Source organism: Oxobacter pfennigii (assembly GCF_001317355.1).
Classification (GTDB): Bacteria; Bacillota; Clostridia; order Clostridiales; family Oxobacteraceae; genus Oxobacter; species Oxobacter pfennigii.
This window is the reverse complement of record NZ_LKET01000032.1, coordinates 126,507-153,350: the sequence shown is the minus strand read 5'-3', so window position 1 is coordinate 153,350 and position 26,844 is coordinate 126,507. Positions and strand designations below refer to the sequence as shown.

Here is a 26,844-nt window from a genome sequence, read left to right as displayed (position 1 = left end):
AATATTGAGCAGGTATATCATACAAGGCGGCAGGAAGATTGAGGGCCGCATAAGAATAAGCGGGGCTAAAAACTCTGTACTTCCAATATTTGCTGCTACTATTTTAAATGGCAGTGAGAACATAATACATGATTGTCCTGATCTGAAGGACATGGAAATAATGATTGAATTATTAAAAATTCTCGGATGTAATGTCAAGAAGGAAGGCAACACGGTTATAATAGATTCTTCCGGGGAAATAAAGCATGAGGTGCCGGATAGTCTGGTCAGAAAGATGAGGTCGTCAATTGTGCTTTTAGGGGCTCTGTTATCCAGGCTTAAGAAGGCCAACATTTGCTTTCCGGGAGGATGCGACATAGGACCCCGCCCCATAGATTTGCATTTGAAAGGCCTTGAGCAGCTTGGTGTTAAAATCAACGAGTCCCATGGGACCATATTTTGCGAAGCTCCTGATTTGAAAGGAACAGAGATACACTTAGATTATCCCAGTGTGGGAGCGACTGAAAATATTATACTGGCAGCAGTTTTTGCAAAGGGTATAACTATAATAAGAAATGCTGCAAAGGAGCCCGAAATAGCAGATCTTCAGAGCTTTTTAAACAAATCCGGTGCCCAAATAAGCGGCGCCGGTACAAATAATATAAGGATTGAAGGTGTGGAATCCTTAAATCCTGTAGAGCATACTATCATTCCAGACAGAATCGTTGCAGGAACTTACCTTATAGCAGGAGCTGCAACATCAGGGAATATTGAGTTAGAAAATGTAAATATAGAACATATACAGCCAATGATTGCCAAGTTAAAAGAAAGCGGCTGCATATTAAGGACTGGACAAAATTCTGTAAAATTGAACGTAAAAAATAAGCTAAGAGCTATCGATACTATAAGGACATTGCCCTATCCCGGCTTTCCCACTGATTTGCAGGCACCTATTATGGCCCTTCTTAGCAAGGCTAAGGGAACATCTGTTATAATAGAAACAGTATTTGAAAACAGGTTCAAGCATGTGGAAGACTTGATATGCATGGGAGCTAATATTAAGGTGGACGGCAGGATTGCAGTTATAAGGGGAAGGAATAAGTTGATGGGTGCCAATGTAATTGCAAGGGATTTAAGAGGCGGTGCCGCCCTGGTGGTTGCAGGACTGTGCGCCGAAGGCACTACGGTTGTGGAAGACATAGAACATATTGACAGGGGATATGAAAATTTCCATGTGAATCTTCAAAGTATAGGTGCCGATATAATTAGAGAGTAAAAATATAGATGAGCAGCTACAAGCACAAGTTGCCGGGCTGCTTTTTATACACATAAAAAAGGACAACCTATGTAGAGGTGGAAGTTATGTATAACGACATTAAAAAGAGAATAAGGAGACGTAAATTACGATTTAGAATGTGCATGCTTTTGATAATAACTTGTACTGCAACAATATATTTATTTACAACACCTGTAATAAAGGTAAAGGATATAATTGTTGAAGGCAATGTTGTCTGTACCGAGGATAAGATTATTGAGTTGTCGGGCATTGAATATGGAGATAATCTTTTAAGGCTTAATATGAGAGAAATTACCCAAAATGTATTAACAAATTCATATATAGAATCCTGTGATATTAAAAGAACGTTATTTGGCAATATTTATATTAGTGTGCAGGAAAGACAATCGGCTGCCATAAGTACTTTCGGAGAAGACTTTGTAACCATTGATAAAAAAGGAGTTGTTATTGAAGTTTTGGATTCTGTCTCGGGCATAAGTTTGCCTGCTGTAGAAGGACTTGATATTACTGAGGCCATCCCTGGCAAAACCATGGTATTGTCGGATGAAAGAAAGCTTAACGTTTTCTTAAAAATTTTCGATAATATAGCCAAGGATGATTTTTCTGCTATAATAAAGGGTATAGATATGAACAATCTAATGTCAATTATCATAAAGACTGCACAGGATATAAATATAAAGCTGGGCAGCATTGAAAATATAGAATATAAAATTAAAGTATCCAGAGCTATTCTAGAGCAGGATGACAGTATAAAAGGATTAAAAGGTACCATAGATGTGAGCTTCGACGGCAATCCTGTATTCAGGCAGGAATAATTGGGGGGATAGAAATGAAGTCATTTAAGGCGCAATTATATGTGGCTGTGGTGTGCATAGTATTGGGTTTGATGCTGGCATATCAGTTTCGGGCAGTTAAAAATATTTCCACGCTTGCTTCATCAAAGAGAATACTTGAGCTTACAAATGAGCTCAATGAAGCAAAAAAACAAAAGGAAGATATGGAGAAAAACGTAAGAGATCTGGAACTTAAAATAGAGGAATTTGAAAATTCCGTTTCTAATACCGATGCAATTACAAACAGCCTTAAAAGAGAACTTGACAGGGTAAGGATTATAGGCGGACTTACCAAGGTTGAAGGACCGGGAGTCATTATAAAAGTAACTCCTCAGATGCAGAATCTCGATAATATAAACCTTGTGCCTGTAAGCTTTATTCACTTGCTTTTAGTATTAAACGAACTTAATGCATCAGGGGCTGAAGCCATAATGGTAAACAATCAGAGGATAGTCAGCACAACCCAGATAAGGGATGCGGGTTCTATGATAATTATAAACGACGTAAGATATTCAGCCTTTGAGGAATTTGAGATTAAAGCAATTGGGGACCCTGTGATATTGGAATCGGCAATGAATATGGCTGGGGGCATTAGGCAGGAGTTAGTGAACAGCGGCATCGGGTGTACTATACAGAAATCCGATAATGTAGTCATACTTAAATATAATAAAGTAATTGATTTTAAATATGTTATACCAGTAAAAGAAGGTGAGTAATATGGTACCGTTGATTGGACTTATAATAGGCATAATATTAGGGGTTTTATTACCTATAAATTTACCCTCTTCATATTCATCATATATGTCAGTCGCTATACTGGCATGTCTAGACTCAGTTTTCGGCGGGATTAGGTCAAGCCTTGAAGGTAAATTCGATACTGATATATTTATTTCCGGTTTTTTCGGGAACGCCGTTTTAGCCGCAGGCCTGGCATATTTAGGCGACAGGCTTAATGTGCCTATCTACTTAGCTGCAGTTATAACCTTTGGCGGAAGGCTGTTCCAGAACTTTGCCGTAATGAGGAGAGAAATAATCCAGAATTTAAGGGACAGAAAGAAAAAGAAAGCCGAAGATGAAGAGAGGTCTGGGGGAGACAGGGATGAAGCTTAATGAGTCAAAATTACTGGTTCTTTTAACCAGCGTCATATTAGGTTTCCTTCTGGCTTCACAATTAAGCATTGGCAAATTTATGCCAATAGAGATTTTAACCCTGGAAAGCTATCAGGAGCTTTCAGCGGAATTAAGGCAGATTACAGATGAAATTAGCATACTGAATGAGAAAAGATTAAATCTGGCACAAAAGGTTGACGGATACAGCAACTCAGGCCAGTCTTATGCGGATACTGTGAGTACTCTTACCGATGAATTGAGTAAAATTGACTTTGAAATCGGGTTAACCGGTGTTTACGGTACAGGAGTGGTAATCTCTTTGTCTGACAATCCCAACTACGGTAAAATTATCGATGACAGGGACATCGGAGAATTGGGGCTGGTACATGATTACGATATTCTGCAGTTAATATGGGAGCTTAAAAATGCAGGGGCGGAAACCATTTCCATAAACGATCAGAGAATTATATATAATTCAGACATATATTGCGGAGGGCCTATTATATATGTTAACGGTCTTGAACTTGTACCGCCATATATAATAAAGGCTATAGGAGACTTGGAAGCCTTATCACATTCTATGGAAGACGAATACAGCTTTTACAGATGGCTGGAAGCAAGAGAGCTTGATATTAGCTATAAAAAGGAAAATGAATTAAAGATATTGAAATATGACAGAAACATAGATTATTATTACATGAAACAGTTAAAAGAAGACTAGGTTATAAGACTTGTAATCCCGTGAACCCTCTTAAAATGCTTTTATAGAAAATTAATAAAAATGTTAAAAATAAAAAAGGATAATCAGATTTTGTGTTGAATTTATATTAGAAAAAGGGAGGATAGTTAGAAGGGGGCAGTTTTATTAAATGAATGATTTTTCTGTTGGAATAGACATCGGCTCCTCTAAAGTTTGTACAGTACTGGGTAATAACAAAAAAGACAGCCTTCAGATATTAGGCGTGGGTATTACCGAGTGCAAGGGACTAAAAAAGGGTGTAGTTGTTAATATAGATGAAACCGTTGAGGCCATAAAGAATTCTGTTATTCAAGCTGAGCTAATGTCCGGAATGGAAATCAAGTCAGCTTTTATAAATTTATGCGGAGGACATGCCTCCCTCGTTAGAAATAGAGGCATTATTACAATTTCACGAGATGACGGCGAGATAACCCAGGAAGATTTGGAAAGAGTACTGGATGTGGCAAGAGTTATTAAGATGCCTGTGGAAAGAGAAATAATAGGTGTCATCCCTCTTTGCTATACTGTTGATAATTCCGATAACATAAAGGATCCGGTAGGAATGGTTGGGGTCAGACTAGAGGCGGAAGTGTATATTATTACAGTTCTGACTTCAAATATTCAGAATCTGGTTAAAAGCGTGGAAAAAAGCGGTGTCAATGTTTCCGGCGTAATAATTGATCCTATTGCATCATCAGAAATTGCTCTTTCAAAAGAAGAAAAGGAGATTGGTGTAGCTTTAGTAGATATAGGCGGTGATACAACAGATATCTCATTTTTTATAAATGGGGATCTTGTATATACAAAGATGCTACCTATCGGGGGAGCCCATATAACAAACGACATTTCCATAGGTTTGAAGATTCCTTTTTCAGAAGCGGAGGCTTTGAAAAGAAAATATGGAAGTGCTTCGGTATTGGATATAGACTCAATTGAGGATATACCCCTTAATGGTACTTCAAATACCAAAAAAACAGTGACTAATAAGGAATTGACAGAAATAATCGAGGCCAGAGTCCAGGAAATTTTTTACTTCATAAATAATGAGCTGTTGATTTCCGGATATAAACAGGCCATTGCTGCCGGTGTTTCAGTAACAGGCGGCGGGGTTTCTTTTATAAAAGGAGCAACTGAGGCAGGTTCAAGCATATTAGGCTTGCCTGTGAAAATTAAAGCTCCTACTTACATGGGAGTTGCAAGTCCCGTGTATACAAATGCAGCAGGCATTGTAAAATATCTTCTGTCTAAACAAAAGAAGACAGTGCTGGATAATTACGATGAAAATGAAGAAGAAGTGAATTCTTCAATGAAGAATAAGAAACAAACGTTACAAAAAAGCGAAAATGTGATAACAAAGATAAAAGACTTTTTTACAGACTTTTTTTAAAACAAATGGAGGAGGGTAAACCGTGCTAGATTTTGATGTTGATATAGAACAATTTGCATCCATAAAGGTTATTGGTGTTGGCGGAGGCGGAAACAACGCCGTAAACAGAATGATATCTTCAGGCTTAAAAGGCGTTGAATTTATAGCTGTTAACACAGACAAGCAGGCATTGCATATGTCACAGGCTGCGCATAAAATCCAAATTGGAGATAAGCTAACAAAAGGCCTTGGAGCAGGAGCCAATCCCGAGGTAGGAAAAAAAGCAGCCGAAGAAAGCAAGGAAGAGATAACAGAAGTTTTAAAAGGCGCAGATATGGTTTTTATAACGGCAGGTATGGGCGGTGGAACAGGTACGGGAGCCGCTCCTGTGGTAGCTCAGGCTGCAAAAGAGCTGGGTATCTTAACCGTAGGTGTTGTTACAAAGCCTTTCATATTTGAGGGCAGGAAAAGGCTTTTACATGCTGAGAACGGTATTGAAGAATTAAGAAACAGGGTGGATACATTGGTAACCATTCCTAATGAAAGGCTTCTTCAGGTTGTAGATAAAAAAGCGTCCATAATCGATGCTTTCAGAATGGCTGATGATGTGTTAAAGCAGGGTGTGCAGGGTATTTCGGATTTAATCACCATACCCGGACTTGTAAACCTGGATTTTGCCGATGTTAAAACCATTATGTTAAATACAGGGCTGGCCCATATGGGTGTCGGAAAAGGCAGCGGTGAAAACAGGGCTACAGAAGCTGCTAAACAGGCTATACACAGCCCCCTTCTGGAGACATCAATAAACGGAGCTACCGGCGTGCTTTTAAATATAACTGGCGGCGCAAACCTTGGATTATTTGAAGTCAATGAAGCTGCAGAACTGGTATCACAGGCTGCAGATCCGGATGCAAATATAATCTTTGGTGCTGTTATTGATGAGAAGCTTCAGGATGAAATAAGAATAACTGTAATTGCCACCGGCTTTGACAGGAATGCAATGCTGAAAGAAGTAATAAAGAAGCAGGAAAAAGGCTTTCCGGAAGGTAAAGGTGACGGTTCGTCCTTTGATGACGGTATTTTAGAAATACCTGCATTCCTAAGAAGAAATAGAAAGTAAGATGCAAATTTTGCATCTTCTTTTTTTATTTATCATAATATTACGCTAATTTCACTTGATTTTAAGTCTTAAAAGCCTCAATTAACGACATATCAATTATTTTCACATGATTATTCATTTGTGTTTTCACAATACAGGCAAACATTATGTTGAAAGCCTTCTATAATTGTATTAATTATAGATGATATTCTTTTTTATCATAATCATGCTTTGACAAAATTTTGGAAATAAATCCTGTATAATATTGTTTAAGAAAATTTAAGTAATGGGTGAAAAGATGTATGTTGATGTACTGCTGCTTGAAAACCTGATCATTAATTTATTGCTTTTAAAAGTTACTCAAAGGTTCTCAAAGATAAAAACTTCCAGGCTGAAAATATTCATAGGCGCTGCTGTTGGAGCAGTATACGTAATTGCTGCTTTTTTTTCATCCTATGAGATTTTATATATATTGCCTGTGAAGATTGCCGTTTCGGTATTGATGGTAACCATAGCATTCACCCCAAAGCTTTTGCAGGATTTCTTAAAAGCTTTAGGCATCTTCTACATAATATCCTTTGCATTCGGAGGTGCCGCCTTTGCGCTGTTTTATTTTACGCAAGAGGGTCAGATTATAAATGGGATGTTTTACATAAGCGGCTTTCCATTTTCTCTTCTTATCACAGCCTTTGCAATAGGATACCTGCTTTTAGTATATTGCTGGGGATATATACAAGGCAAAATATTAAAGGATGAACTTAAATATACCGTAAATATCAAACTTGATGATAAAGAAATATCTGTCGAAGCAATCTTAGACACCGGAAACAGCCTGAAAGACCCCATAACCGGCTTCCCGGTAATAGTCATAGAATATGACATAATAAAAGATATACTTCCGGATAAATTATCTTCAATATTTAATCAGAGTGGACATGATATAGACTTTACGGTATTAGGCAGTTTAATGGATAATACCGACTGGATAAACAGGTTAAGACTTATCCCTTATACATCTCTTGGAAAACAAAATGGGATGCTTGTAGGTTTAAGGCCTGATTTAATAGTACTTCATCAAAAAAATAAGAACTTTGAGATAAAGGATGTAATTGTAGGAATATATCATAGTAAGATTTCCAAAAACGGCGAATATGGTGGTTTGTTGTATCCGGAGATTATAAAATAGGGGGAATTATTGTGAGATTGAAATTCACGGGCATAAGGCTATTAATTGTAATAAAATTTATAGAATTTTTAAGGAAATTCAATCTGCTCAAATATGAGAACATATTTTACATGGGGGGAAATGACGCCCTTCCGCCGCCACTTAATAAGGAAGAGGAAATAGATCTGGTATCACAATTAAAATGCGGCGACGTAAAGGTAAGAACTATACTTATTGAAAGAAATTTAAGGCTGGTAGTTTACATTGCCCGTAAATTTGAAAATACTGGTGTGGGCGTGGAGGATCTAATATCAATAGGTACCATAGGGCTTATAAAAGCAGTAAATACTTTCGATCCGGATAAAAAGATAAAGCTTGCTACTTATGCATCAAGATGCATCGAAAATGAAATACTCATGTATTTGAGGCGGAACAGCAAAATAAGGTCGGAAATTTCCTTTGATGAGCCCTTAAATATTGACTGGGACGGCAATGAGCTTTTGCTCTCAGATATTCTTGGCACAGATAATGATCTTATTTATCATTATATAGAGGATGAGGTGGATAAAGAGCTTTTATCCATCGCTATGAGAAGGCTTTCAAACAGGGAAAAGAAGATAATGGAGCTAAGGTTTGGTTTGTATGGCGGGGGAGAAAAAACCCAAAAAGAAGTTGCTGATATGCTGGGGATATCTCAGTCTTATATATCAAGACTAGAAAAGAGGATAATAAAAAGGCTGAAAAAAGAAATAAATAAAATGGTATAAGGTTAAACCTTGTACCATTTTTAATTTTCACGAAGTTTTTACAATAATAATTTGTTAGGAATTATATACCATATTTTACAGTGAATAAAAAAACATGGTGAGGTAATAATTAAAATATTAATACAGCGGAAAGGGATGAGATGCTTCATGATAATTAATAAAGTTGAAATATGCGGTGTCAATACATCTAAGCTTCCTGTCTTGAATAATGAAAAAATGAGGGAACTTCTCATCAAAATGCGCAATGGAGACAATAGTGCAAGGGATGAATTTATAAAAGGAAACTTAAGGCTGGTTTTAAGCGTCATTCAGAGGTTCAATAACAGAGGAGAATATGTGGATGACTTATTTCAGGTAGGATGTATCGGCCTAATTAAGGCCATCGATAATTTCGACTTAAGCCAGAATGTAAGGTTTTCAACCTATGCAGTCCCTATGATTATAGGAGAGATAAGAAGGTATTTAAGGGACAATAATTCCATAAGGGTGAGCCGTTCCTTAAGGGATATTGCATATAAAGCCCTTCAGGTTAGAGATAAACTAATAAATAAAAATAACAAGGAACCTAACATAGGAGAAATTGCAAAGGAGCTTAAAATACCAAGGGAAGAAATAGTCTTCGCACTTGATGCAATACAGGATCCTATTTCGCTGTTTGAACCCATTTATCACGACGGTGGAGACGCAATTTTTGTGATGGACCAGATAAGCGACACCAAAAATCAGGATGAAAACTGGCTGCAGGGCATTTCCATAAGGGAAGCCTTAAGAAAATTAAACGACAGAGAGAAACTCATACTTACATTGAGATTTTTCGAAGGCAGGACACAAATGGAGGTAGCAGAGGAAATAGGAATTTCCCAGGCCCAGGTATCCAGGCTGGAAAAAACAGCATTAAAACACATGAGAAAGTATGTTTAAACCTTATATTGATTAATTAATGGCTTCCCTTTCGGGAAGCTTTTTATATTTTAATTGGATTCATAATTATTACACATGCCGGAATAAAATATATCAAGGTGGTGATAGAATGATTAATGCTGCTAATATAAGAGACAGAGAAGTGGTTAATTTAAGAGACGGAAGAAAACTGGGAGTGGTGACGGATGTTGAGATAGATTTTGAAGAAGGCAGGATAACCTCCATCATAATACCCGGCCCGGGCAGATTCATAAACTTCTTCAGTAAGGAAAAAGAAATAGTAATACCCTGGAATCAGATTAAAAAAGTGGGAGTAGACGTAATATTGGTGGATACGGATAACGATATGGGATTTAAGGATAATGATGAATAATTCAATATGATTGTAAGAGGTTAAAGCCTTGACATTCTATATATTGTCGAATATAATTTCAATACATAAAAGATGCAGGATAAATATACATAATACACTTTTTAAGGGGTGGGTTTTATGAAATGCCCATATTGCAGTTATGGAGAAACAAAGGTCATTGATTCAAGACCGACTGAAGATGATGCTTCCATAAAAAGAAGACGAGAGTGCCTTAAGTGCTTTAAGAGGTTTACTACATATGAGACCATTGAAACCATTCCAGTCCTTGTTATAAAGAAGGACGGATTAAGGGAAACGTTTAACAAAAGGAAGATACTTAACGGGCTTTTAAGAGCATGTGAAAAAAGACCGGTATCCATAAGCGAGCTTGAACAGCTTGTTGACGATATTGAAAAAACGGTATACAACTCCTTGGATCAGGAGATAACCAGCAAAAAAATCGGTGAAATGGTAATGAGCAAATTAAGAGAAATAGACGAAGTATCCTATGTGAGATTTGCCTCGGTTTACAGGCAATTTAAAGATATCAATACATTTATGGACGAGCTTAATAAAATTATAAAAGAAAAATGATGCAAAGTATCCTCTGATTATATATTAATGAATTAATCAGAGGATATTTTGCATCATGATTAATTTTAGCTATTATTTAACATGGATTTTACAGTAAATAATATGGTTATGGTATAATGAATTCAGTGATATCATCACTTGAATTCATTTGACATGAAATTTGCTATGCAAATTTCATGAATAATTATTTTAATAATGGGTTATTATTTTAATCTTTTATATAATAAAATTTCATCTGATTTTAACTTATCAACCCGGTCAGACTGATGGGAGGATAATATGGCAGGATTTAAATATAATATTGATAACAACGCAGCCTTCTATTCAGTTGATGGATTTGGGCAAAGCAACAAAGTAAAGGCAATAACTTCAACCCGCATTGGTGGAGTAAGTGAAGGAACCTTCTATTCTTTAAATACCGGATATAAATCAGGGGATGAAAAATATAAAATAGATGAAAATATTAAAATACTGTGCCATGCGGCAGGATTTGAAATGGATGAACTGGTATTAACAGACCAGGTTCATGGCAGTAACTGCAGAGTTGTAACTGCAAAAGACTGCGGCAAAGGAATTATTAAAGAAAGTGACATAAAAGCAATCGATGCTTTAACTACCAACGAAAAGGAAGTAGGTCTCTGTATTTTTACTGCAGATTGCGTGCCTGTTTTCCTCTATGATAATAAAAATGAAGCCATTGCAGTGATTCATGCAGGATGGAGGGGAGTAGTGAGTAAAATAATCAATAATACAATTGAGTTGATGAATAAAACTTACGGCACATCCGGGGAAGATATAATTGCTGCAATAGGTCCTTCTATCGGACCTTGCTGTTTTGAGGTTAACGGTGACGTCAAAGATAAATTCGTGAATTTATTCGGCAAAGATGAGGAAATTATAATTAAATATAAGGAAAGATACAAACTAAATTTGTGGAATGCGATAAATAAGCAGCTTTTATTAAAAGGTATACAAAGTAAAAAAATAATAAACAGTAACCTATGTACAAGTTGTAATCATAATGAGTTTTACTCTTACAGAAGAGATGGCTCGCAGACAGGAAGAATGGTTTCCATGCTCAAGCTAATATAACAGGAGGGATATTTATGGCAGGCGAAAAAATATTAGTCGCAGACGATGAAATTCATATTGTGGAGTTGATAAAATATAATCTGGAAAACAACGGTTATAAGGTGTATATTGCCCAGGATGGAAGGGAAGCATTAAAAATAATAAATGAAAAAGATATAGACCTTATAATATTAGACATCATGATGCCAGAGGTTGATGGTCTGGAAGTATGCAAAACCTTAAAAAGAAAGGAAAGCACACAAAATATACCCGTTATCATGCTTACTGCAAAAGGAGAGGAATTTGACAAGATTTTAGGGTTGGAATTAGGGGCAGATGATTATATAACAAAACCTTTCAGCGTAAGAGAATTGATGGCAAGAGTAAAGGTTGTGCTTCGCAGAGTGGTTACCGATTCAGAAACCAATGACACCTTAAAAATAGGCTCTCTGCTTATTGATGTAAGCAAGCATGAGGTCTTAAAAAATGGTGAGAAGCTGGATTTGACCTTAAAGGAATTTGAACTTTTAAAGCTCCTTGTAACAAACAAGGGCAAGGTTTTAACCAGGGATTCCCTGCTAGACAGGATTTGGGGATATGAATATTACGGTGAAACCAGAACGGTGGATGTTCATATAAGGCACTTAAGACAGAAAATTGAAAATGATGATAAAAACCCACAGTATATAGAGACTATAAGAGGAATCGGGTACAGATTCAATAGTCCTTCGGAGCCTAAATCATGAGAAAAAAGCTTTTGCTGCGTTTTTTAATTGTCCTTGTAATGGGAATAACAATTACAGGATTTTTTTCTATGAAGCTTGCCCAGGATTTTTATTTAAAAAGCCTTGAAGATAAGCTTGTTTCAAATGCACGTCTCATTTCAAAAATAGTTGAGGATTCCTACGAGCCCGGTAAGAATAACTACGATGATATCGCAAGGGAATTCGCACACATCACCAATTCAAGGATTACCATAATCGCACAAGACGGTAGGGTAATAGGAGAATCCAACGTTCAAAGCTCGGAGATGGAAAACCACAAGGAAAGGGCAGAAGTGAAAATGGCTTTTTCGGGCCAGGTAGGCAAAAGCTCCAGATACAGCGCTACCGAGAAGATTAACATGATGTATATAGCCATCATGATTGACAGCCCGCCGATGCAAAAATCAGTTATAAGGCTGGCAGTGCCGCTAAATGAAATACGAAACCTGCAGTTTACGCAGGTTGAATACATTTTACTTGCTGTTTTAGCAGGGCTTATAGTATCTTTTTTGACAGCATATACTTTCGCAGGTCATATCACAAAGCCTGTACGGGAAATGACTGATATTGCTTCAGAAATCTCTGAAGGCGGCTATGATAAGCGTATAACAATGATATCTAAAGATGAAGTTGGAAATCTTGCACATATGTTTAATGTCATGGCTGAAAAGCTTGAAATTACAATTAACGATTTATCAGAAAAGAATAATGAATTGGAAGCAATTTTAAAAAGTATGCAAAACGGAATTATAGCCGTTGATAATTCCGGGAAGATCATGCTGGTCAATCCGGCAGCTCAGACTATGTTCGGCTATTACGGCAATATGGTGGGAAAATATATACTTGAAGTTGTACGAAATGCAGAGTTAGAGGATATTATTTATAATTGCCAGGAGGAAGGAAAGGAAATCCGTCTGGGCTATCCGGAAATGAGAGTGCTTCGTATTAAATCCACACCCATAGTCAGTGCAGAAGAAAACAATAAAAATATGGGTATGGTTGTTGTCATGCAGGACATCACGGAGCTCAAAAATTTAGAGCAGATACGCTCTGACTTTGTTGCCAACGTGTCCCACGAGCTTAAGACCCCGTTAACTTCAATAAAGGGATTTACCGAAACCTTAAAAAGCGGGGCCATAGATGACCCTGCAGCAAGAGAAAAGTTTTTGGATATTATAAATATTGAAGCTGACAGGCTTTCACGGCTCATCAATGACATATTGACAATATCCGAATTGGAGAACAAAAGGCAAAACTTTGTAATGGAAAAGGTAAGTATTAATAAAGCAGCGCAAGAAATTGAAGATATGATGCATAGCCTTGCGGAGCTTAAGAAAATCGAGCTTATTTTTAACATTGAAGAGAATGTTCCTAACGTTATGGGAAACTTCGATAAGGTAAAGCAGCTTTTAATAAACCTCATAGATAATGCTATAAAATATACACAAAACGGCGGAAAGATTAATGTGAATATTTATCCCAAGGAGGACCAGGTATTTATAGAGGTTAAGGATACTGGTATAGGTATATCAAAGGAGCATCTGCCCAGGCTCTTTGAAAGGTTTTACAGGGTTGACAAAGGAAGGTCCAGAGCTTTAGGGGGTACGGGTTTGGGCCTTGCCATAGTGAAGCATATAATATTAACCATGAACGGTGAGGTATATGTTTCGAGTGAAATAGGAAAAGGTACCACATTTACTGTTGCAATTCCCCAGGCTTGAAATTCAGGAAATATATAAAATATACATTTTTAACAATGAATTAACATTTAATTAACATGTATATAATGCTGCAACTATATTATAAATGTGGCTTAATTATCACTGATATATGTATTTGCATAAATGAAGGGAGCAATTATGGAAGCTATAATTAAGGTAGAAAACCTGGACTTATTTTACGGGAATAATCAAGCTCTCAAAAATATTTCAATAGATGTAGAAAAGAATAAGGTAACAGCCCTAATCGGTCCTTCGGGATGCGGAAAGTCCACATTTTTAAGGACAATCAATAGAATGAACGACCTTATAGATAATGTAAAAATCACCGGAAGCATATTATTTGAAGGCAAGGATATATATAAGGATTATGATGTTATAAAACTAAGAAAAAAGATAGGTATGGTTTTTCAAAAGCCCAATCCTTTTCCCATGTCTGTATACGATAATGTGGCATATGGACCAAAGACCCATGGTATAAAGAATAAAAAACAACTGGATGAAATTGTTGAAAAGAGCTTAAAAGGTGCGGCTCTCTGGGATGAAGTTAAAGACAGGCTTAATAAATCGGGAATCGGTTTATCAGGAGGTCAGCAGCAAAGGCTATGTATTGCAAGAACCCTGGCCGTTGAACCCGATGTTATTTTAATGGATGAGCCTACATCAGCCTTAGACCCCATTTCAACTTTAAAAATCGAAGACCTTATTGGAAAGCTTAAAGAAAATTATACCGTAATTATCGTAACACATAATATGCAACAAGCCGGACGTATATCTGATTCAACAGCTTTCTTTTTAACTGGTGAAATCGTTGAGAATGGTCCTACAGAGGAACTTTTCTATAAACCTAAAGATAAGAGAACTGAAGATTATATAACCGGGCGATTCGGTTAAAAAGCTAAGTTAGGAACTAAAAAGGGGACATAAGTTGGGGACATTCCTTTAGGAGTGTCCCCACACCTTTTTCAAGTGCCCTTTACCTTTTCAAGTGTCCCTCATATTTTTAAATGTCCCTTTTGCTTATTTCTGAAATTAACCATGTTTTTACCTGGTTTATCCATAAGCTTAACAAAAGGTCTCTATAATTATAATGCATTTTGTAGTGATATTAAGGAGGTTGTAAATTGCTTCATGTTTTTAAAGTAAAGAAATTAAAATTCCCGCTCAGTATTGGTAAGAGTATTAAATTAGGAAACCTTTTGACTCTTAATATCCGAAATCGCATAGCTTTAATGGTTACATTTATGATTGTGGTTACAATCATTGCCATGGGGGGGATAAGCTATAAGATGGGTAGCGACGCCCTGACACAGGTAATAGAATATGATATGGAATTTGCCGCGCAATCAATGGCAGAAAAAATAGCTATTACATATAAGATAATGGACGCAAGGGATTTTAAAAGAAATGTTGACTACTTTATAATCAATCAGAAAAATGATTATAAAGTGCGGGATTTGGATGCCATAGTATTTCTAATGAATCAGGAAGGTGTGCTGGAACAGGATTTTTGGGCATATGAATATGAATTTGTACCGCTGCCGCAGAATTTGATGGACAGTATTATGGCTGAAAAAAAGGACGGCATAGCCCATACGGAGTGGATGGGCAAGGCTTATACCATAGCCTATAAATTCATGCCTGAAAACAGCTGGACATATTTTATAGCCCTTGAAGAAAATCAATATTTAAGTCCTGTCAATAAAGTCCGGTCGGTGATTATGAATATGGGCTTTGCAATAATATTATCCGGAATGCTTTTAGCATTTATAGTCGCCAGGGTAATCACAAAACCCATAGATAAATTAATAACTATGCTTAATAAAACGGCTGAAGGCAATTTATCAATCAAGGTGGACGCGGGCAGAAGCATCCCGGAAATATATAGGTTAGGCATAAGCTTTAACGGAATGCTTGAGAAGTTGGTCGGATTCTTCAGAGAATTAAATAATGTAATAAATAAATTGTTTGCATCAGGCAAGGAGCTGTCGGCCATGGCAATAGACTCCCACGAGATGGCTAATACAATGGGTGAGCTTTACCAGCATATAGTAAAAGGTGCTGTGGAACAGCAGGAAATAACAAAAGATGCCCGGCACAGCCTTGTAGGTATGGAAAATAAAATGAATACTTTAGTGGATAATATGCAGGAAACCAGCCAGTCCAGCCGTAATACATATACTTCTGCAAAAAAAGGCCGTGATACTGTTACAAATTTGGAGGGTAAATTTGATGATATTTTAAATATTGTGGGCAATACATCAAGTGAAGTATTGACATTACATAAAAGAGCCAATGAAATAACAAGCTTTGCAAAAATAATAGGGGAAATGAGCAGTCAGACTCAGCTTTTAGCATTGAATGCCAGTATTGAGGCAGCAAGGGCAGGAGATGCAGGTATGGGATTTGCTGTTGTAGCCAATGAAGTCAAAAGCCTGGCGCAAAAAGCTTCGGATGCCAGCCAGGAAATTTCAAAATTGATTTCAATTATAATCGAAGACACCAAAAGAGTGGTTGATTCGGCTCAAAAGGGCAAAGATGTCGTTAAGGATGGAGAGGTATTAATGAAGGATACCGATGAGCTATTTGAAAAAATCCTTGAATCATCGCTTGATAACAATATAAAGGTGGAAATGGCTCATGCATCTTTAACTGAAGTGTCGGCAGAAGTCAAAAAACTGATTTCAATTATGGGAGAGCTTGAAAGCATATCCGGCGATACAATGATAAATACTACAAAAGTAAAAGATATTATGGGCAGGCAAAGAGATGCCATGCTGAGGGTAAAGGAAGCCAGTTTAAGCTTAGGCGATGTGGCACATGAGCTTCAAAATTACCTGGGCAGCTATACGTATTAATTGGAAAAACCTTCTTTACAATTAACTTGTTCTTAACAAAAGTGTAATCATCTCTTAATAAGGTGCTTGTATACTTAAAATCGTGGAAAAGATAAGAACCAAAATTTAAGGAGGAATAACCCAAATGATTAAAAAAAGTATGAGGAAACTATTTACATTCATATTAGCATCAGCTATGACTCTTTCTTTAGCTGCATGCAACAGTAGCGGAAGCAATAATCAGCCATCCCCGACAACAGCTCCTACTACTGCTCCAACAGCAGCAGAATTGGAAGGAACTATTCAGATAGCCGGTTCAACTTCAGTACAGCCTCTTTCAGAAGAATTAGCAAAAGTATTCATGGGCAAAAATGCAAAGGTTAAGATAAACGTAGCAGGCGGCGGTTCAGGCGCAGGTATAAAGGCCGCTACAGAAGGAACAGCTGATATAGGTGCTTCATCACGTGAACTTAAATCTGAAGAAAAAGTAGTTAAAGAATTTGTTATTGCAATGGACGGTATAGCAATCGTTGTACACAAGGATAATAAAGTATCAGACCTTAAAAAAGAAGATATAATGAAGATATTCTCAGGAGAAATTACAGATTGGTCTGAACTAGGCGGAGATGCAGGAAAGATACAGGTTGTAATCCGTGAAGAAGGTTCAGGAACCCGCGGTGCCTTTGAAGAACTGGTTATGGGAGAAGCAAAAGCCATTTCAACTGCAACAGTACAGAATTCAACAGGTGCAGTAAGAACAGCAGTATCACAGGATAAAAACGCTATAGGATATATATCCTTAGGTTCACTTAACTCAGATGTAAAAGCAGTAAAGGTTGACGGTGTTGAAGCTACAGAAGCAAATGTTAAAGCCAACACTTACAAGATATCACGCCCATTTGTATACATGACACAGAAAGACCCGTCTGGAGCAACAAAAGCATTCATCGACTTCATCATGAGTGCCGAAGGTCAGGCTATAGTTCAGGAATCAGGATTTATAACTGTAAAATAGTAACTGCCTCAAATCATAAAATATATATTGTTGTTGGATGATAGGGTGGATTTTTCCACCCTTATTCCACTGGGTAAAAATAAATGTTATAATCTATTTTATAGGGGGAGCTGTATGAAAAGAGAAATAAGAGAAAAATTTTACCGGATATTGCTCTTATCAAGCGCCTTTGTGGCTTTATTGGTTATTATTTTAATAGCAGGCTTTGTATTCAGAGAGGGCTTGCCCATCTTCAGTAAATACGGTTTATTCAATGTGCTTTTTGGCACTGAGTGGCATCCTCAGGATAAGGTGTACGGTTTGCTTCCCATGATTGTAGGTACAATATGTGTAACTATAGGTGCACTGGTTGTGGGGGTTCCCCTGGGGCTTTTGACAGCTATTTTCTTAGCTGAGCTGGCACCTAAAAAATTGGTTACAATGCTTATAAGACCGGCAATAGAATTATTAGCCGGAATTCCTTCCGTAGTATACGGACTTTTTGGTATGACTACCATAGTACCTTTTATAAGAAATACTGCCCGCAGCATACCCTCAATAGCCGAACAGCCGGCGCTGTCTTCCGGCTACGGTATAATTGCAGGCTCAATAATCTTATCTATTATGATACTTCCGACTGTTATAAACGTTTCGGAAGATGCTCTAAGAAGCGTTCCCTTAGAATATAAGGAAGGATCTTTTGCATTAGGTGCTACTCATTGGCAGACAATATATAAGGTAATAGTCCCTGCAGCAAAATCAGGTATATTGGCAGCCATAGTATTGGGTATGGGCCGTGCAATGGGTGAAACCATGGCAATAATAATGGTGGCGGGAAATGCGGCAATAATTCCTGAATCCATATTGTCTACCATAAGAAGCTTAACTGGAAATATAGCCATTGAAATGGCATATTCTTCGGGAGAACATACTCAAGCTTTATTTGCAACAGGTATTGTGCTCTTTATATTTACTATGCTCATAAATTCCTTTGCCATGTTCCTTGCTAAAAAGGAGGTAAAATCATGATGAAACCTCAGACGGCACAGAAAATCGCACAGGTCGTACTGTGGACCGCAGCTCTTTTAACGGTATTGACACTTGTGTTTATATTAGGATACATTTTTATGAACGGTCTGCATAAGATAAATTGGGAGTTTCTCACTCAGGAGCCTAGAAGGATGGGCTCGGAAGGCGGAATATTTTCCACCATTGTAAGCACTATAATTTTTACTTTTGTCACCCTTTTGTTTTCGGTGCCTATTGGAATTGCAGCAGCCATTCATTTAACTGAATATACAAAGAAAAGCTGGCTTACGGATTTAATAAGATTTGGCACAGAAGCACTGTCGGGAATACCCTCAATTGTATTTGGATTATTCGGTTTTGCCTTCTTTGTAATACTTTTAAAACCCATTACAGGAGGATGGTCACTGGCATCCGGTGCGTTGACAGGCGCATGTATGATACTCCCTACAATTATAAGGACCACTGAGGAAGCGATTAAAACAGTGCCCTTATCTTACAGGGAAGCAAGCTTTGCCGTTGGTGCCACGAAATGGCAGACAATAAGCAAGGTTGTAATTCCAACTGCATTGCCTGGAATAATAACAGGTGTTATTTTGGGCATAGGGCGAATTGTCGGAGAAACTGCAGCATTGCTTTTAACATTGGGAGGAAGTTTGTTTATACCCACAAAGCTTACGGATCCATTAAGTACAATGTCTATGCACTTATATAAGGTGGCAATGGAAGTAGGAGCAATGGATATGGCTTTTGGTACGGCAACAGTTTTGATTGTCACAGTATTTATAATAAACTCAACAGCGAATTTTATAATGAGCTTCATGAAAAATAAAACTACAGCTTAAAAATATTTTTAGGGGGTGTCATACCTTTGTCCAGACAGAATTTCTCAGAAGAACTGGAATCTATGCATCATGAATTGTTAAGGATGGGAAGTTTAGTAGAAAAACAAATAGACAGCTGCATTACAGCTTTGGCTAAACAGGATGGAGAGCTTGCACAAAAGATAATTGATGATGACGACATAATTGACAGGATGGAAACAGAGTTAGAAGAAAAATGCGTAAAAATGATAGCAAGGCAGCAGCCACTGGCGATAGACTTAAGAAGGATATTCACTACCATAAAAATTGTCACGGATTTGGAGAGAATTGCCGATCATGCTGTGGATATAGCCAAGGTAACCTTGAGGCTTAAGGACGAAAAATACATCAAACCATTGATTGATATACCCAGAATGGCGGAAATCGTCCAGGGGATGATAAAGGATTCACTGGATGCATATGTAAGACTGGATACAAAGATGGCGGAGGAAATAGGCAAGAGGGATGATGAAATAGACGGTATATACAAGCAGGTATTCAGGGAGCTCCTTGTAATTATGATGCAGGATCCCAGAACCATCACCCAGGCTACTCAATTTCTCTTTGTATGCAAGTTCTTAGAGAGAATTGCCGACCATACCACTAATATATGCGAGTGGACGGTATATCTTGTAACAGGTGAACACAAGGATTTGAATGACTAATAGAAGGCTAAAAGCCTTCTATTTTTGTATAGCATAAAATAGTCATGGATATTATAAAAATAAATTGAAGTTGATTGAATGCCGTAAAAATGATATCATTCAGAATGGTATAATATACTTAAGGGTGTGAGTATTTGGAAAAGCTTCAAAATATTATAACCTTCATTCGGGATAGCAGTATTGCACAGGAATTGGGCATAGAAGAAGGTGACATGTTATTATCTATAAATGGTCAAGCAGTAAAGGACATAATCGATTATAAATTCCTGATAACAGATGAATACATAGAAGTTCTTATAAAGAAAAAGGATGGAGAAGAGTGGCTGCTAGAAGTTGAGAAAGACTATGATGAAGATTTGGGGTTGGATTTTGAAAATCCCATAATCGACATGGCTAAAAGCTGTTCAAACAAATGTATATTTTGTTTTATTGATCAGCTTCCAAAAGGAATGAGAAAAACTCTATATTTTAAGGATGATGATTCGCGGCTTTCCTTTCTGCAAGGAAATTTCATAACTCTGACCAATTTATCCGATGAGGATATTGAAAGAATAATACAGTATCGGATAAGCCCTTTAAATATTTCCGTCCATACCACAAATCCGGAGCTCAGGGTAAAAATGTTGGGGAACAAATGGGCAGGAAAAATAAAGGAACAGCTTTATAGGCTTACTGAACATGGCATTGATATAAACTGCCAGATAGTCCTTGTAAGGGGAGTAAACGATGGCGAAAATCTGAAAAACTCAATAAAAGAATTATATGGTATGTATCCTAAAATTAAAAATGTGGCCATTGTACCTGTCGGTATTTCAAAATACAGAGAAAATTTATATCCCATAGTGCCCTTTGATAAAGAAAGCTCCCTTGAGGTTTTAAACCTTGTTAAAAAAATGCAGGATAAAATAATTAAAGAAACAGGGGATGTTTTTGTCAGGTGTGCAGATGAGTTTTATATCATGGCGGATATTGAGATACCCGGATCTGAGTTTTACGGTGAATATGAGCAGTTAGAAGACGGCATAGGCATGATTGCCAATTTTAATGAGAATATTAATAGCTTACTGACAGATATTAATATAAAGGAGATGAATAAAGAGATATCCGTAGTTACGGGGGTATCTCCATATAAATATATAAAGGATGCATTTGCCAAAATAGAAGACAAAGTCAAGGGGCTAAAGGTAAATGTACATATGATAAAGAATAATTTTTTCGGCGATAAAATTACAGTGACGGGGCTTTTGACGGGAAGAGATATAATAGAGCAGCTAAAGGGAAAGAACTTAGGTGAAGTTTTGCTATTGCCCTCCAATCTTTTAAAATCAGGAGAGCCAATATTATTGGATGATGTCACCGTAAGCGATATTGAAAAAGAGCTGAACACAAGAATAAAAATATGCAGCTTTGACGGAAGCAGCTTAATTGGGGACATTTCTTCGACCACCTCGTAGCACTCGCAAAAAGAGGAAAAGTATCCCCTAACATTAAAGGAGGCTTTATTTGATGAAACCCATTGTGGCAGTTGTAGGAAGGCCTAATGTAGGCAAGTCTACGCTATTTAACAGACTGACCGGCAAAAGGATTGCCATTGTAGAAGATAAACCCGGAGTAACCAGGGACAGAATATATTCGGAAGCCGAGTGGCTGAATCACAAATTTATAATAATCGATACGGGAGGTATAGAGCCCTACAGTGAGGATATTATACTTTCCCAAATGAGAAGGCAGGCACAGATTGCCATTGAAACAGCTAATGTAATCGTATTCATGACAGACGGCAAAGAGGGCATTACCCATGCTGATCAGGAAGTGGCCGAGATGCTGAGAAAAACCAATAAGCCTGTCGTCCTTGCAGTAAATAAAATTGACGACCCTACGAAATTTAACAACGTCTATGAATTTTTCAACCTAGGAATTGGAGAGCCCATGGGGATTTCTTCATCCTTGGGATTAGGCATGGGAGATTTATTGGATGAGATAGTTGCTCATTTTAAAAATATTGAAGAAGATGAGGAAGAGGATGATGTCACAAAGGTTGCCATAGTGGGTAAACCCAACGTGGGAAAATCTTCCCTTATAAACAAGCTGGTCAAGGAAGAAAGGGTTATCGTAAGCGATATACCCGGCACCACCAGGGACGCCATAGATACTCCCTTTGAATATAAAGGCGATAAATTCATATTGATTGACACAGCAGGTATAAGAAGAAAAAGCAAGGTCAATGAAGAAGTGGAAAGATACAGCGTTATAAGGTCTCTTACTGCCATAGAGAGATCTGATGTGTGCCTAATTATGATTGATGCCAATGAAGGTGTAACTGAACAGGATTCAAAGATTGCCGGTCTTGCTCATGAAGCAGGAAAGGGAATTGTTATAGTAGTTAATAAGTGGGACTTAATCGAGAAAGATGACAAAACCATGAATGAATTCAGAAATAAAATAAGGGCGGATTTAAGCTTTATGACCTATGCTCCTGTGATTTTCATATCTGCCAAAACCGGCCAGAGGGTTGAGAAAGTCATCGAGCTTATAAAATTCACTGCCAATCAGAATGCCATGAGGATTTCAACGGGGGTATTGAATGATATTATATCCGATGCTGTTATGATGAATCAGGCGCCCATGGGGAAAGGGAAGAGGCTTAAAATTTTTTATGCCACTCAAGCTTCGACAAAGCCCCCAACCTTTATTCTATTTGTTAATGACCCTGAGATAATGCATTTTTCCTACGAAAGATATCTGGAAAATCAACTGAGGGAAAGGTTTGGATTAGAAGGCACTCCTGTAAGGTTTATCTACAGAGCCAGAAATGAAGGTGAATAGGAGGTATTGTAAATGAGTAAAGTATCGGTAATCGGTGCCGGAAGCTGGGGCACCGCACTTTCCATCCTTCTTGCAAAGAAGGGCTTAAGAGTATCCATCTGGGACAGGAATGACGGCCTTTTAAATGATATAAAAAAAGCAAGGGAAAATATCAAATATCTTCCGGGTGTAATCATACCACAGAATGTGGAAGTTTATCCGGACATAATTGAATGCATAAAAGATACCGATTTAATTGTTCTGGGAGTACCTTCCCATGCCATAAGGGAGATATGCAAAAATATAAAAGGGAGCTTAAATGATGGTCAAAAAATCGTAAGTATTGCCAAGGGCATTGAGAACGATACATATTTAAGGATGTCTCAAGTTATTGAAGAAGAAACGGGAATTAATGATGTATGCGTACTTTCAGGCCCCAGCCACGCCGAAGAGGTATCAAGGGATATCCCTACAACGGTAGTGGTATCTTCAAGGAAGAGGACTGTTGCCGAATACGTTCAGGATATTTTTATGACACCTAAATTCAGGGTATATACCAACCCGGATATTACAGGAGTGGAATTGGGGGGTGCAATAAAGAACATAATAGCACTGGCAGCCGGCATATCCGACGGATTAGGGTACGGCGACAATACAAAGGCCGCATTGATGACAAGAGGGCTTGCTGAAATGACAAGGTTAGGAGTAGCTATGGGAGCGGACACTTTCACCTTCTCCGGGCTTTCGGGCATAGGGGATTTAATTGTTACCTGCACCAGCATGCACAGCAGAAACAGGCGTGCCGGCATATTGATAGGCCAGGGGAAGAGTGTAAATGAAGCATTAACAGAAGTAAAAATGGTGGTAGAGGGCGTTAAAACCACAAAGGCTGCCTATGAGCTTTCCAAGAGATATCAGGTAGAAATGCCCATTACAGAAAAGCTCTATGAAGTTCTTTTTCAGGACAAAAACCCAAAATATGCAGTAACAGAGCTTATGCTGAGGGAGAAGACCATAGAGCTTCATGAAAATGAAGAAGTCGTCACCCGCGAGCAAAAATCCTGGGAATTGTAATAAAGTGTTAATATATCTATCCAATTAATTAAAGGAGGAAGGTAAAATGGATATTTATGAAGCTATAAATAACCGTCACTCTGTGCGAAGCTACTTAGACAAAAGAATCCCCGATGAAATAGTTGCAGAGCTTCTTTTAGAGATTAAAAAATGCAATGAAGAAAGCGGCTTAAACCTGCAGCTTGTAACAAATGAACCAAAAGCCTTCAGCGGAGTATTGGCCCATTACGGGAAATTCGTAAATGTTAAAAATTATATAGCTTTAGTGGGCAAAAAGGATAAAGACTTGGATGAGAAATTGGGATATTACGGAGAAAGAATAGTCTTAAAATCTTTTATGATGGGACTTGATACCTGCTGGGTAGGAGCCACATACAGTAAAAGCAAATGTGCATGTGAAGTTAACCCGGGAGAAATCTTACGCGGTGTAATTTCTATAGGCTACGGCGAAAATAAAGGCAAGCCCCATAAGAATAAACCATTAGAAAAGCTTTGCAAAGTTGAGGGTCCTATGCCTGATTGGTTTTTATCCGGTATGAAGGCAGCAATGCTGGCGCCTACAGCTGTAAACCAGCAAAAATTTTTATTTACACTTAAAGGCAATACCATAAAAGCAGAAGAAACTGGGGGCTTTTACTCTAAAATGGATTTGGGTATTGTAAAGTATCATTTTGAAATTGGCGCCGGAATGGACAATTGCAAGTGGATATAATTTACATAATCTTAACAAGAACATAATTAGATTTTATATTGACACCTGTATTATTTAATATGAGGTGTGTTGATATGAAATCTTTTTTTTATAAATTGCTTTTATTTCTTCGCAAGATGCTTGTAGAGAGCAAAGGAATTTCAATAAGTGAAAATGAAATTAAAACCGGAAAACCGATTTTGGATAAAATAATCAGTGAATATGTGGAAGAAAGTAGGCCTTATTGATTAAATCATTAAGACCTTGTTATTTTTCTCGAACTTCTCGTTCCAGCCAATTGTCTAAATCTCATTTCGTGAAGGCAAATCACTTTCTAGTTTTTTATAAGCAAAGCCTTTGTTAAATTCTAAAGCTTTACTTTCATCAATATTGTATATTTCATCATTTCGAAGTATTATATTTACATCTTTTGGCGAGGTATCAGCCTCCTATAAATTTAATCTGATTATAAGTATTCTTAACTTGAATCATGGCATGTTATCTTTGGCGCAGAGGCAAAATGGATGTCCGGCAGGATCTATCATAGTCACAAATTCATTGCCTCCAAACTGAGACAATGCTTTAGTTGCACCAAGGGACAATGCATATTCAACTGCTGAAACCACATCCGGAACCTGGAAATCAAAATGCATCTGTTTTTGCTGTCTATCGTTTTCCTCAGGCCATATGGGAGGGCTGTAGGATTCTTCTTCTATAAACAGAAATATGATTCCACTACTGCTGCATAGTGCAGGACGGCCGAACATTGTGCGCTTTTCCCAGCCAAGCAATTTATAGTAGAATTCACATAACTTTTCTTGGTCATCACAATCAATCATTATGTTGCCCAAGCATATATCATCAATCATAGAATTCCTCCTAACTTATTATTTATCAACGTACTTTAAGTATATCATAAAAGCATGGAAATAAGTGCCTGCGCTATTATTTTTAAAAAGCCTTATAATATATCTAGAAAATCACTTGATTTATTGCATTTGCTGAATTATAATAATAAATGTTCTCGAAAAAATATCTGGGTGTGGCGCAGATGGTAGCGCGCCAGAATGGGGTTCTGGAGGTCGCAAGTTCAAATCTTGTCACCCAGACCAGAAAGACATAGCTTTCCGTCAAGGGGAAGTTATGTCTTTCTTAATTTCAGAAAACATGGTATTATAACCTCAAAACCGCTTAATACCTGGCAAAAGGCAAGCTGCTGATTATTTATATAATGAGGATAATATGCAATGCAAGGAGGGAGCGAAAGTAGCTGTGGAAAAAAGATTATCAAGGAAAAGCAAAAAGACAATAAGCATTGTAATTAGTGCTGTTGTATGTATCTCCATTATAGGAAGTTCTTTTTTTTATGATTACATATGTCGTACCAGAAAGAATGTAGATTTCCAAGAAATAATTAATCATGAGGTGAAATCCTCAACTTTGTATATTATTAGTGAAACTGCAACAATATCAGGAAACGACGAATCATTTAGCTATGGCGCTGGATTTGGTGGCGTGGTTTTTTCTGAGGCCGATGGAGTATATTATGCCCTTACGGCTCTGCACGCCGTAGACAACAATCCAACACACTTATATGTTCTCTCTTATGATGATTTAACATATAATGAACGCATTGCACAGCAAGAACAACATATAGGGTTAAGAGACTATTATAAGACTTTACCTATAGCAGAAGTGGTTTATTCTGATGAGGAGTATGATCTTGCTATCCTTAAATTTAGTTGCAGTGATTCTTTTGGAATATTAAATATTGCCTCAAACACCCCGGCTTTTAAAGATCAAGTTGCGATTATTAGCAGTCCATTAAATGAAGGGAGAAATGAAATCACTTATGGTTCGATTATTTCAAAAAAACCAGTCAAATTTGGCGATACAAACGGAGAGAATCAGCGATTAGTAATCAAAACATCCGCCTATGATAATTTCGGTAGTAGTGGAAGTGTTTTATTAAATAAACAATCAGAAATAGCGGGGATTGTTTTAGGCGGTGGCCGTGATATCTTTGATAATTTCAGATATTCTTTGGTAATGCCCGCAAATGAGATAAATGATTTCATAACAACATGGTATTCAAGTAAAAAGCAATAGCTGTC

Annotated in this window: 28 protein-coding genes and 1 tRNA gene; 28 read left to right on the top strand and 1 reads right to left on the bottom strand. The window is 37.4% G+C overall.

Annotated elements, in window-relative coordinates; translation table 11 throughout:
- Positions 1-4 precede the first annotated feature (4 nt).
- From murA to OXPF_RS22475, 26 genes are all read left to right on the top strand, one after another.
- On the top strand, positions 5-1,255 hold the full coding sequence (gene murA, locus OXPF_RS10915) for a UDP-N-acetylglucosamine 1-carboxyvinyltransferase (protein ID WP_054875242.1): 1,251 nt from the start codon (positions 5-7) through the stop codon (positions 1,253-1,255).
- An 86-nt stretch (positions 1,256-1,341) separates the two neighbouring features.
- On the top strand, positions 1,342-2,091 hold the full coding sequence (locus OXPF_RS10910; protein ID WP_083479850.1) for a cell division protein FtsQ/DivIB: 750 nt from the start codon (positions 1,342-1,344) through the stop codon (positions 2,089-2,091).
- 14 nt (positions 2,092-2,105) lie between these two features.
- Positions 2,106-2,825 carry a DUF881 domain-containing protein gene (locus tag OXPF_RS10905; protein WP_054875240.1) on the top strand — a complete coding sequence of 240 codons (720 nt, stop codon included), beginning with the start codon at positions 2,106-2,108 and terminating at the stop codon, positions 2,823-2,825.
- 1 nt (position 2,826) lies between these two features.
- Positions 2,827-3,219: a small basic family protein gene (locus OXPF_RS10900; protein WP_054875239.1), complete on the top strand. Its 393-nt coding sequence runs from the start codon at positions 2,827-2,829 to the stop codon at positions 3,217-3,219.
- Entirely contained in the window at positions 3,209-3,940 is a 732-nt protein-coding gene (locus OXPF_RS10895) for a DUF881 domain-containing protein (protein ID WP_054875238.1), read from the top strand. Before OXPF_RS10900 ends, OXPF_RS10895 begins: the two co-directional genes overlap by 11 nt.
- A 148-nt stretch (positions 3,941-4,088) precedes the next feature.
- Entirely contained in the window at positions 4,089-5,345 is a 1,257-nt protein-coding gene (gene ftsA / locus OXPF_RS10890; RefSeq protein WP_054875237.1) for a cell division protein FtsA, read from the top strand.
- A 22-nt stretch (positions 5,346-5,367) separates the two neighbouring features.
- The gene (gene ftsZ / locus OXPF_RS10885; RefSeq protein ID WP_054875236.1) at positions 5,368-6,444 is read left to right on the top strand and encodes a cell division protein FtsZ; all 1,077 of its coding nucleotides are present in this window, start codon (positions 5,368-5,370) and stop codon (positions 6,442-6,444) included.
- Between the two features lie 265 nt (positions 6,445-6,709).
- On the top strand, positions 6,710-7,609 hold the full coding sequence (gene spoIIGA, locus OXPF_RS10880) for a sigma-E processing peptidase SpoIIGA (protein WP_083479846.1): 900 nt from the start codon (positions 6,710-6,712) through the stop codon (positions 7,607-7,609).
- Between the two features lie 50 nt (positions 7,610-7,659).
- Positions 7,660-8,355, top strand: coding sequence for an RNA polymerase sporulation sigma factor SigE (gene sigE / locus OXPF_RS10875; protein WP_423230583.1), 696 nt, complete (start codon positions 7,660-7,662; stop codon positions 8,353-8,355).
- Between the two features lie 147 nt (positions 8,356-8,502).
- Positions 8,503-9,276, top strand: coding sequence for an RNA polymerase sporulation sigma factor SigG (gene sigG / locus OXPF_RS10870; protein WP_054875234.1), 774 nt, complete (start codon positions 8,503-8,505; stop codon positions 9,274-9,276).
- A gap of 109 nt (positions 9,277-9,385) precedes the next feature.
- Positions 9,386-9,649, top strand: coding sequence for a YlmC/YmxH family sporulation protein (locus OXPF_RS10865; RefSeq protein ID WP_054875233.1), 264 nt, complete (start codon positions 9,386-9,388; stop codon positions 9,647-9,649).
- A 117-nt stretch (positions 9,650-9,766) separates the two neighbouring features.
- Entirely contained in the window at positions 9,767-10,222 is a 456-nt protein-coding gene (nrdR, locus tag OXPF_RS10860) for a transcriptional regulator NrdR (RefSeq protein WP_054875232.1), read from the top strand.
- Positions 10,223-10,501: 279 nt separating this feature from the next.
- Complete coding sequence (pgeF, locus tag OXPF_RS10855; protein ID WP_054875231.1) at positions 10,502-11,314, top strand: peptidoglycan editing factor PgeF; 813 nt, start codon at positions 10,502-10,504, stop codon at positions 11,312-11,314.
- Positions 11,315-11,328: 14 nt separating this feature from the next.
- Complete coding sequence (locus OXPF_RS10850; protein ID WP_054875230.1) at positions 11,329-12,039, top strand: response regulator; 711 nt, start codon at positions 11,329-11,331, stop codon at positions 12,037-12,039.
- Entirely contained in the window at positions 12,036-13,778 is a 1,743-nt protein-coding gene (gene pnpS, locus OXPF_RS10845; RefSeq protein ID WP_054875229.1) for a two-component system histidine kinase PnpS, read from the top strand. The genes OXPF_RS10850 and pnpS overlap by 4 nt, the downstream gene beginning before the upstream one ends.
- Before the next feature lie 138 nt (positions 13,779-13,916).
- Positions 13,917-14,669 carry a phosphate ABC transporter ATP-binding protein PstB gene (pstB, locus tag OXPF_RS10840; protein ID WP_054875228.1) on the top strand — a complete coding sequence of 251 codons (753 nt, stop codon included), beginning with the start codon at positions 13,917-13,919 and terminating at the stop codon, positions 14,667-14,669.
- Positions 14,670-14,899: 230 nt separating this feature from the next.
- Positions 14,900-16,633, top strand: coding sequence for a methyl-accepting chemotaxis protein (locus OXPF_RS10835; protein ID WP_054875227.1), 1,734 nt, complete (start codon positions 14,900-14,902; stop codon positions 16,631-16,633).
- A gap of 124 nt (positions 16,634-16,757) precedes the next feature.
- Positions 16,758-17,627, top strand: a complete 870-nt coding sequence (locus OXPF_RS10830; RefSeq protein ID WP_054875226.1) for a phosphate ABC transporter substrate-binding protein — start codon at positions 16,758-16,760, stop codon at positions 17,625-17,627.
- 114 nt (positions 17,628-17,741) lie between these two features.
- On the top strand, positions 17,742-18,635 hold the full coding sequence (gene pstC / locus OXPF_RS10825; RefSeq protein ID WP_054875225.1) for a phosphate ABC transporter permease subunit PstC: 894 nt from the start codon (positions 17,742-17,744) through the stop codon (positions 18,633-18,635).
- Entirely contained in the window at positions 18,632-19,477 is an 846-nt protein-coding gene (gene pstA, locus OXPF_RS10820) for a phosphate ABC transporter permease PstA (protein ID WP_201779711.1), read from the top strand. The genes pstC and pstA overlap by 4 nt, the downstream gene beginning before the upstream one ends.
- A 26-nt stretch (positions 19,478-19,503) precedes the next feature.
- Positions 19,504-20,160 (top strand): phosphate signaling complex protein PhoU, encoded by a 657-nt coding sequence (phoU, locus tag OXPF_RS10815; protein ID WP_054875224.1) that lies wholly within the window; start codon positions 19,504-19,506, stop codon positions 20,158-20,160.
- Positions 20,161-20,294: 134 nt separating this feature from the next.
- On the top strand, positions 20,295-21,614 hold the full coding sequence (locus OXPF_RS10810) for a DUF512 domain-containing protein (RefSeq protein ID WP_054875223.1): 1,320 nt from the start codon (positions 20,295-20,297) through the stop codon (positions 21,612-21,614).
- 52 nt (positions 21,615-21,666) lie between these two features.
- A complete protein-coding gene (gene der, locus OXPF_RS10805; protein WP_479724483.1) occupies positions 21,667-22,986 on the top strand; it encodes a ribosome biogenesis GTPase Der in 1,320 nt (439 codons plus the stop codon).
- Positions 22,987-22,998: 12 nt separating this feature from the next.
- On the top strand, positions 22,999-24,039 hold the full coding sequence (locus OXPF_RS10800) for an NAD(P)H-dependent glycerol-3-phosphate dehydrogenase (protein WP_054875221.1): 1,041 nt from the start codon (positions 22,999-23,001) through the stop codon (positions 24,037-24,039).
- Between the two features lie 46 nt (positions 24,040-24,085).
- On the top strand, positions 24,086-24,751 hold the full coding sequence (locus OXPF_RS10795) for a nitroreductase family protein (RefSeq protein WP_054875220.1): 666 nt from the start codon (positions 24,086-24,088) through the stop codon (positions 24,749-24,751).
- Positions 24,752-24,825: 74 nt separating this feature from the next.
- Positions 24,826-24,978, top strand: a complete 153-nt coding sequence (locus OXPF_RS22475; protein WP_160317203.1) for a hypothetical protein — start codon at positions 24,826-24,828, stop codon at positions 24,976-24,978.
- 240 nt (positions 24,979-25,218) lie between these two features.
- Here OXPF_RS22475 and OXPF_RS10790 read toward each other — a convergent pair whose 3' ends face one another.
- The gene (locus OXPF_RS10790; RefSeq protein WP_054875219.1) at positions 25,219-25,599 is read right to left on the bottom strand and encodes a VOC family protein; all 381 of its coding nucleotides are present in this window, start codon (positions 25,597-25,599) and stop codon (positions 25,219-25,221) included.
- Between the two features lie 167 nt (positions 25,600-25,766).
- Between OXPF_RS10790 and OXPF_RS10785 the strand changes: the two genes are divergently transcribed.
- Positions 25,767-25,842: transfer RNA gene (locus OXPF_RS10785), tRNA-Pro, on the top strand.
- Positions 25,843-26,002: 160 nt separating this feature from the next.
- On the top strand, positions 26,003-26,839 hold the full coding sequence (locus OXPF_RS10780; protein WP_160317202.1) for a S1 family peptidase: 837 nt from the start codon (positions 26,003-26,005) through the stop codon (positions 26,837-26,839).
- The last annotated feature ends 5 nt before the right edge of the window (positions 26,840-26,844 follow it).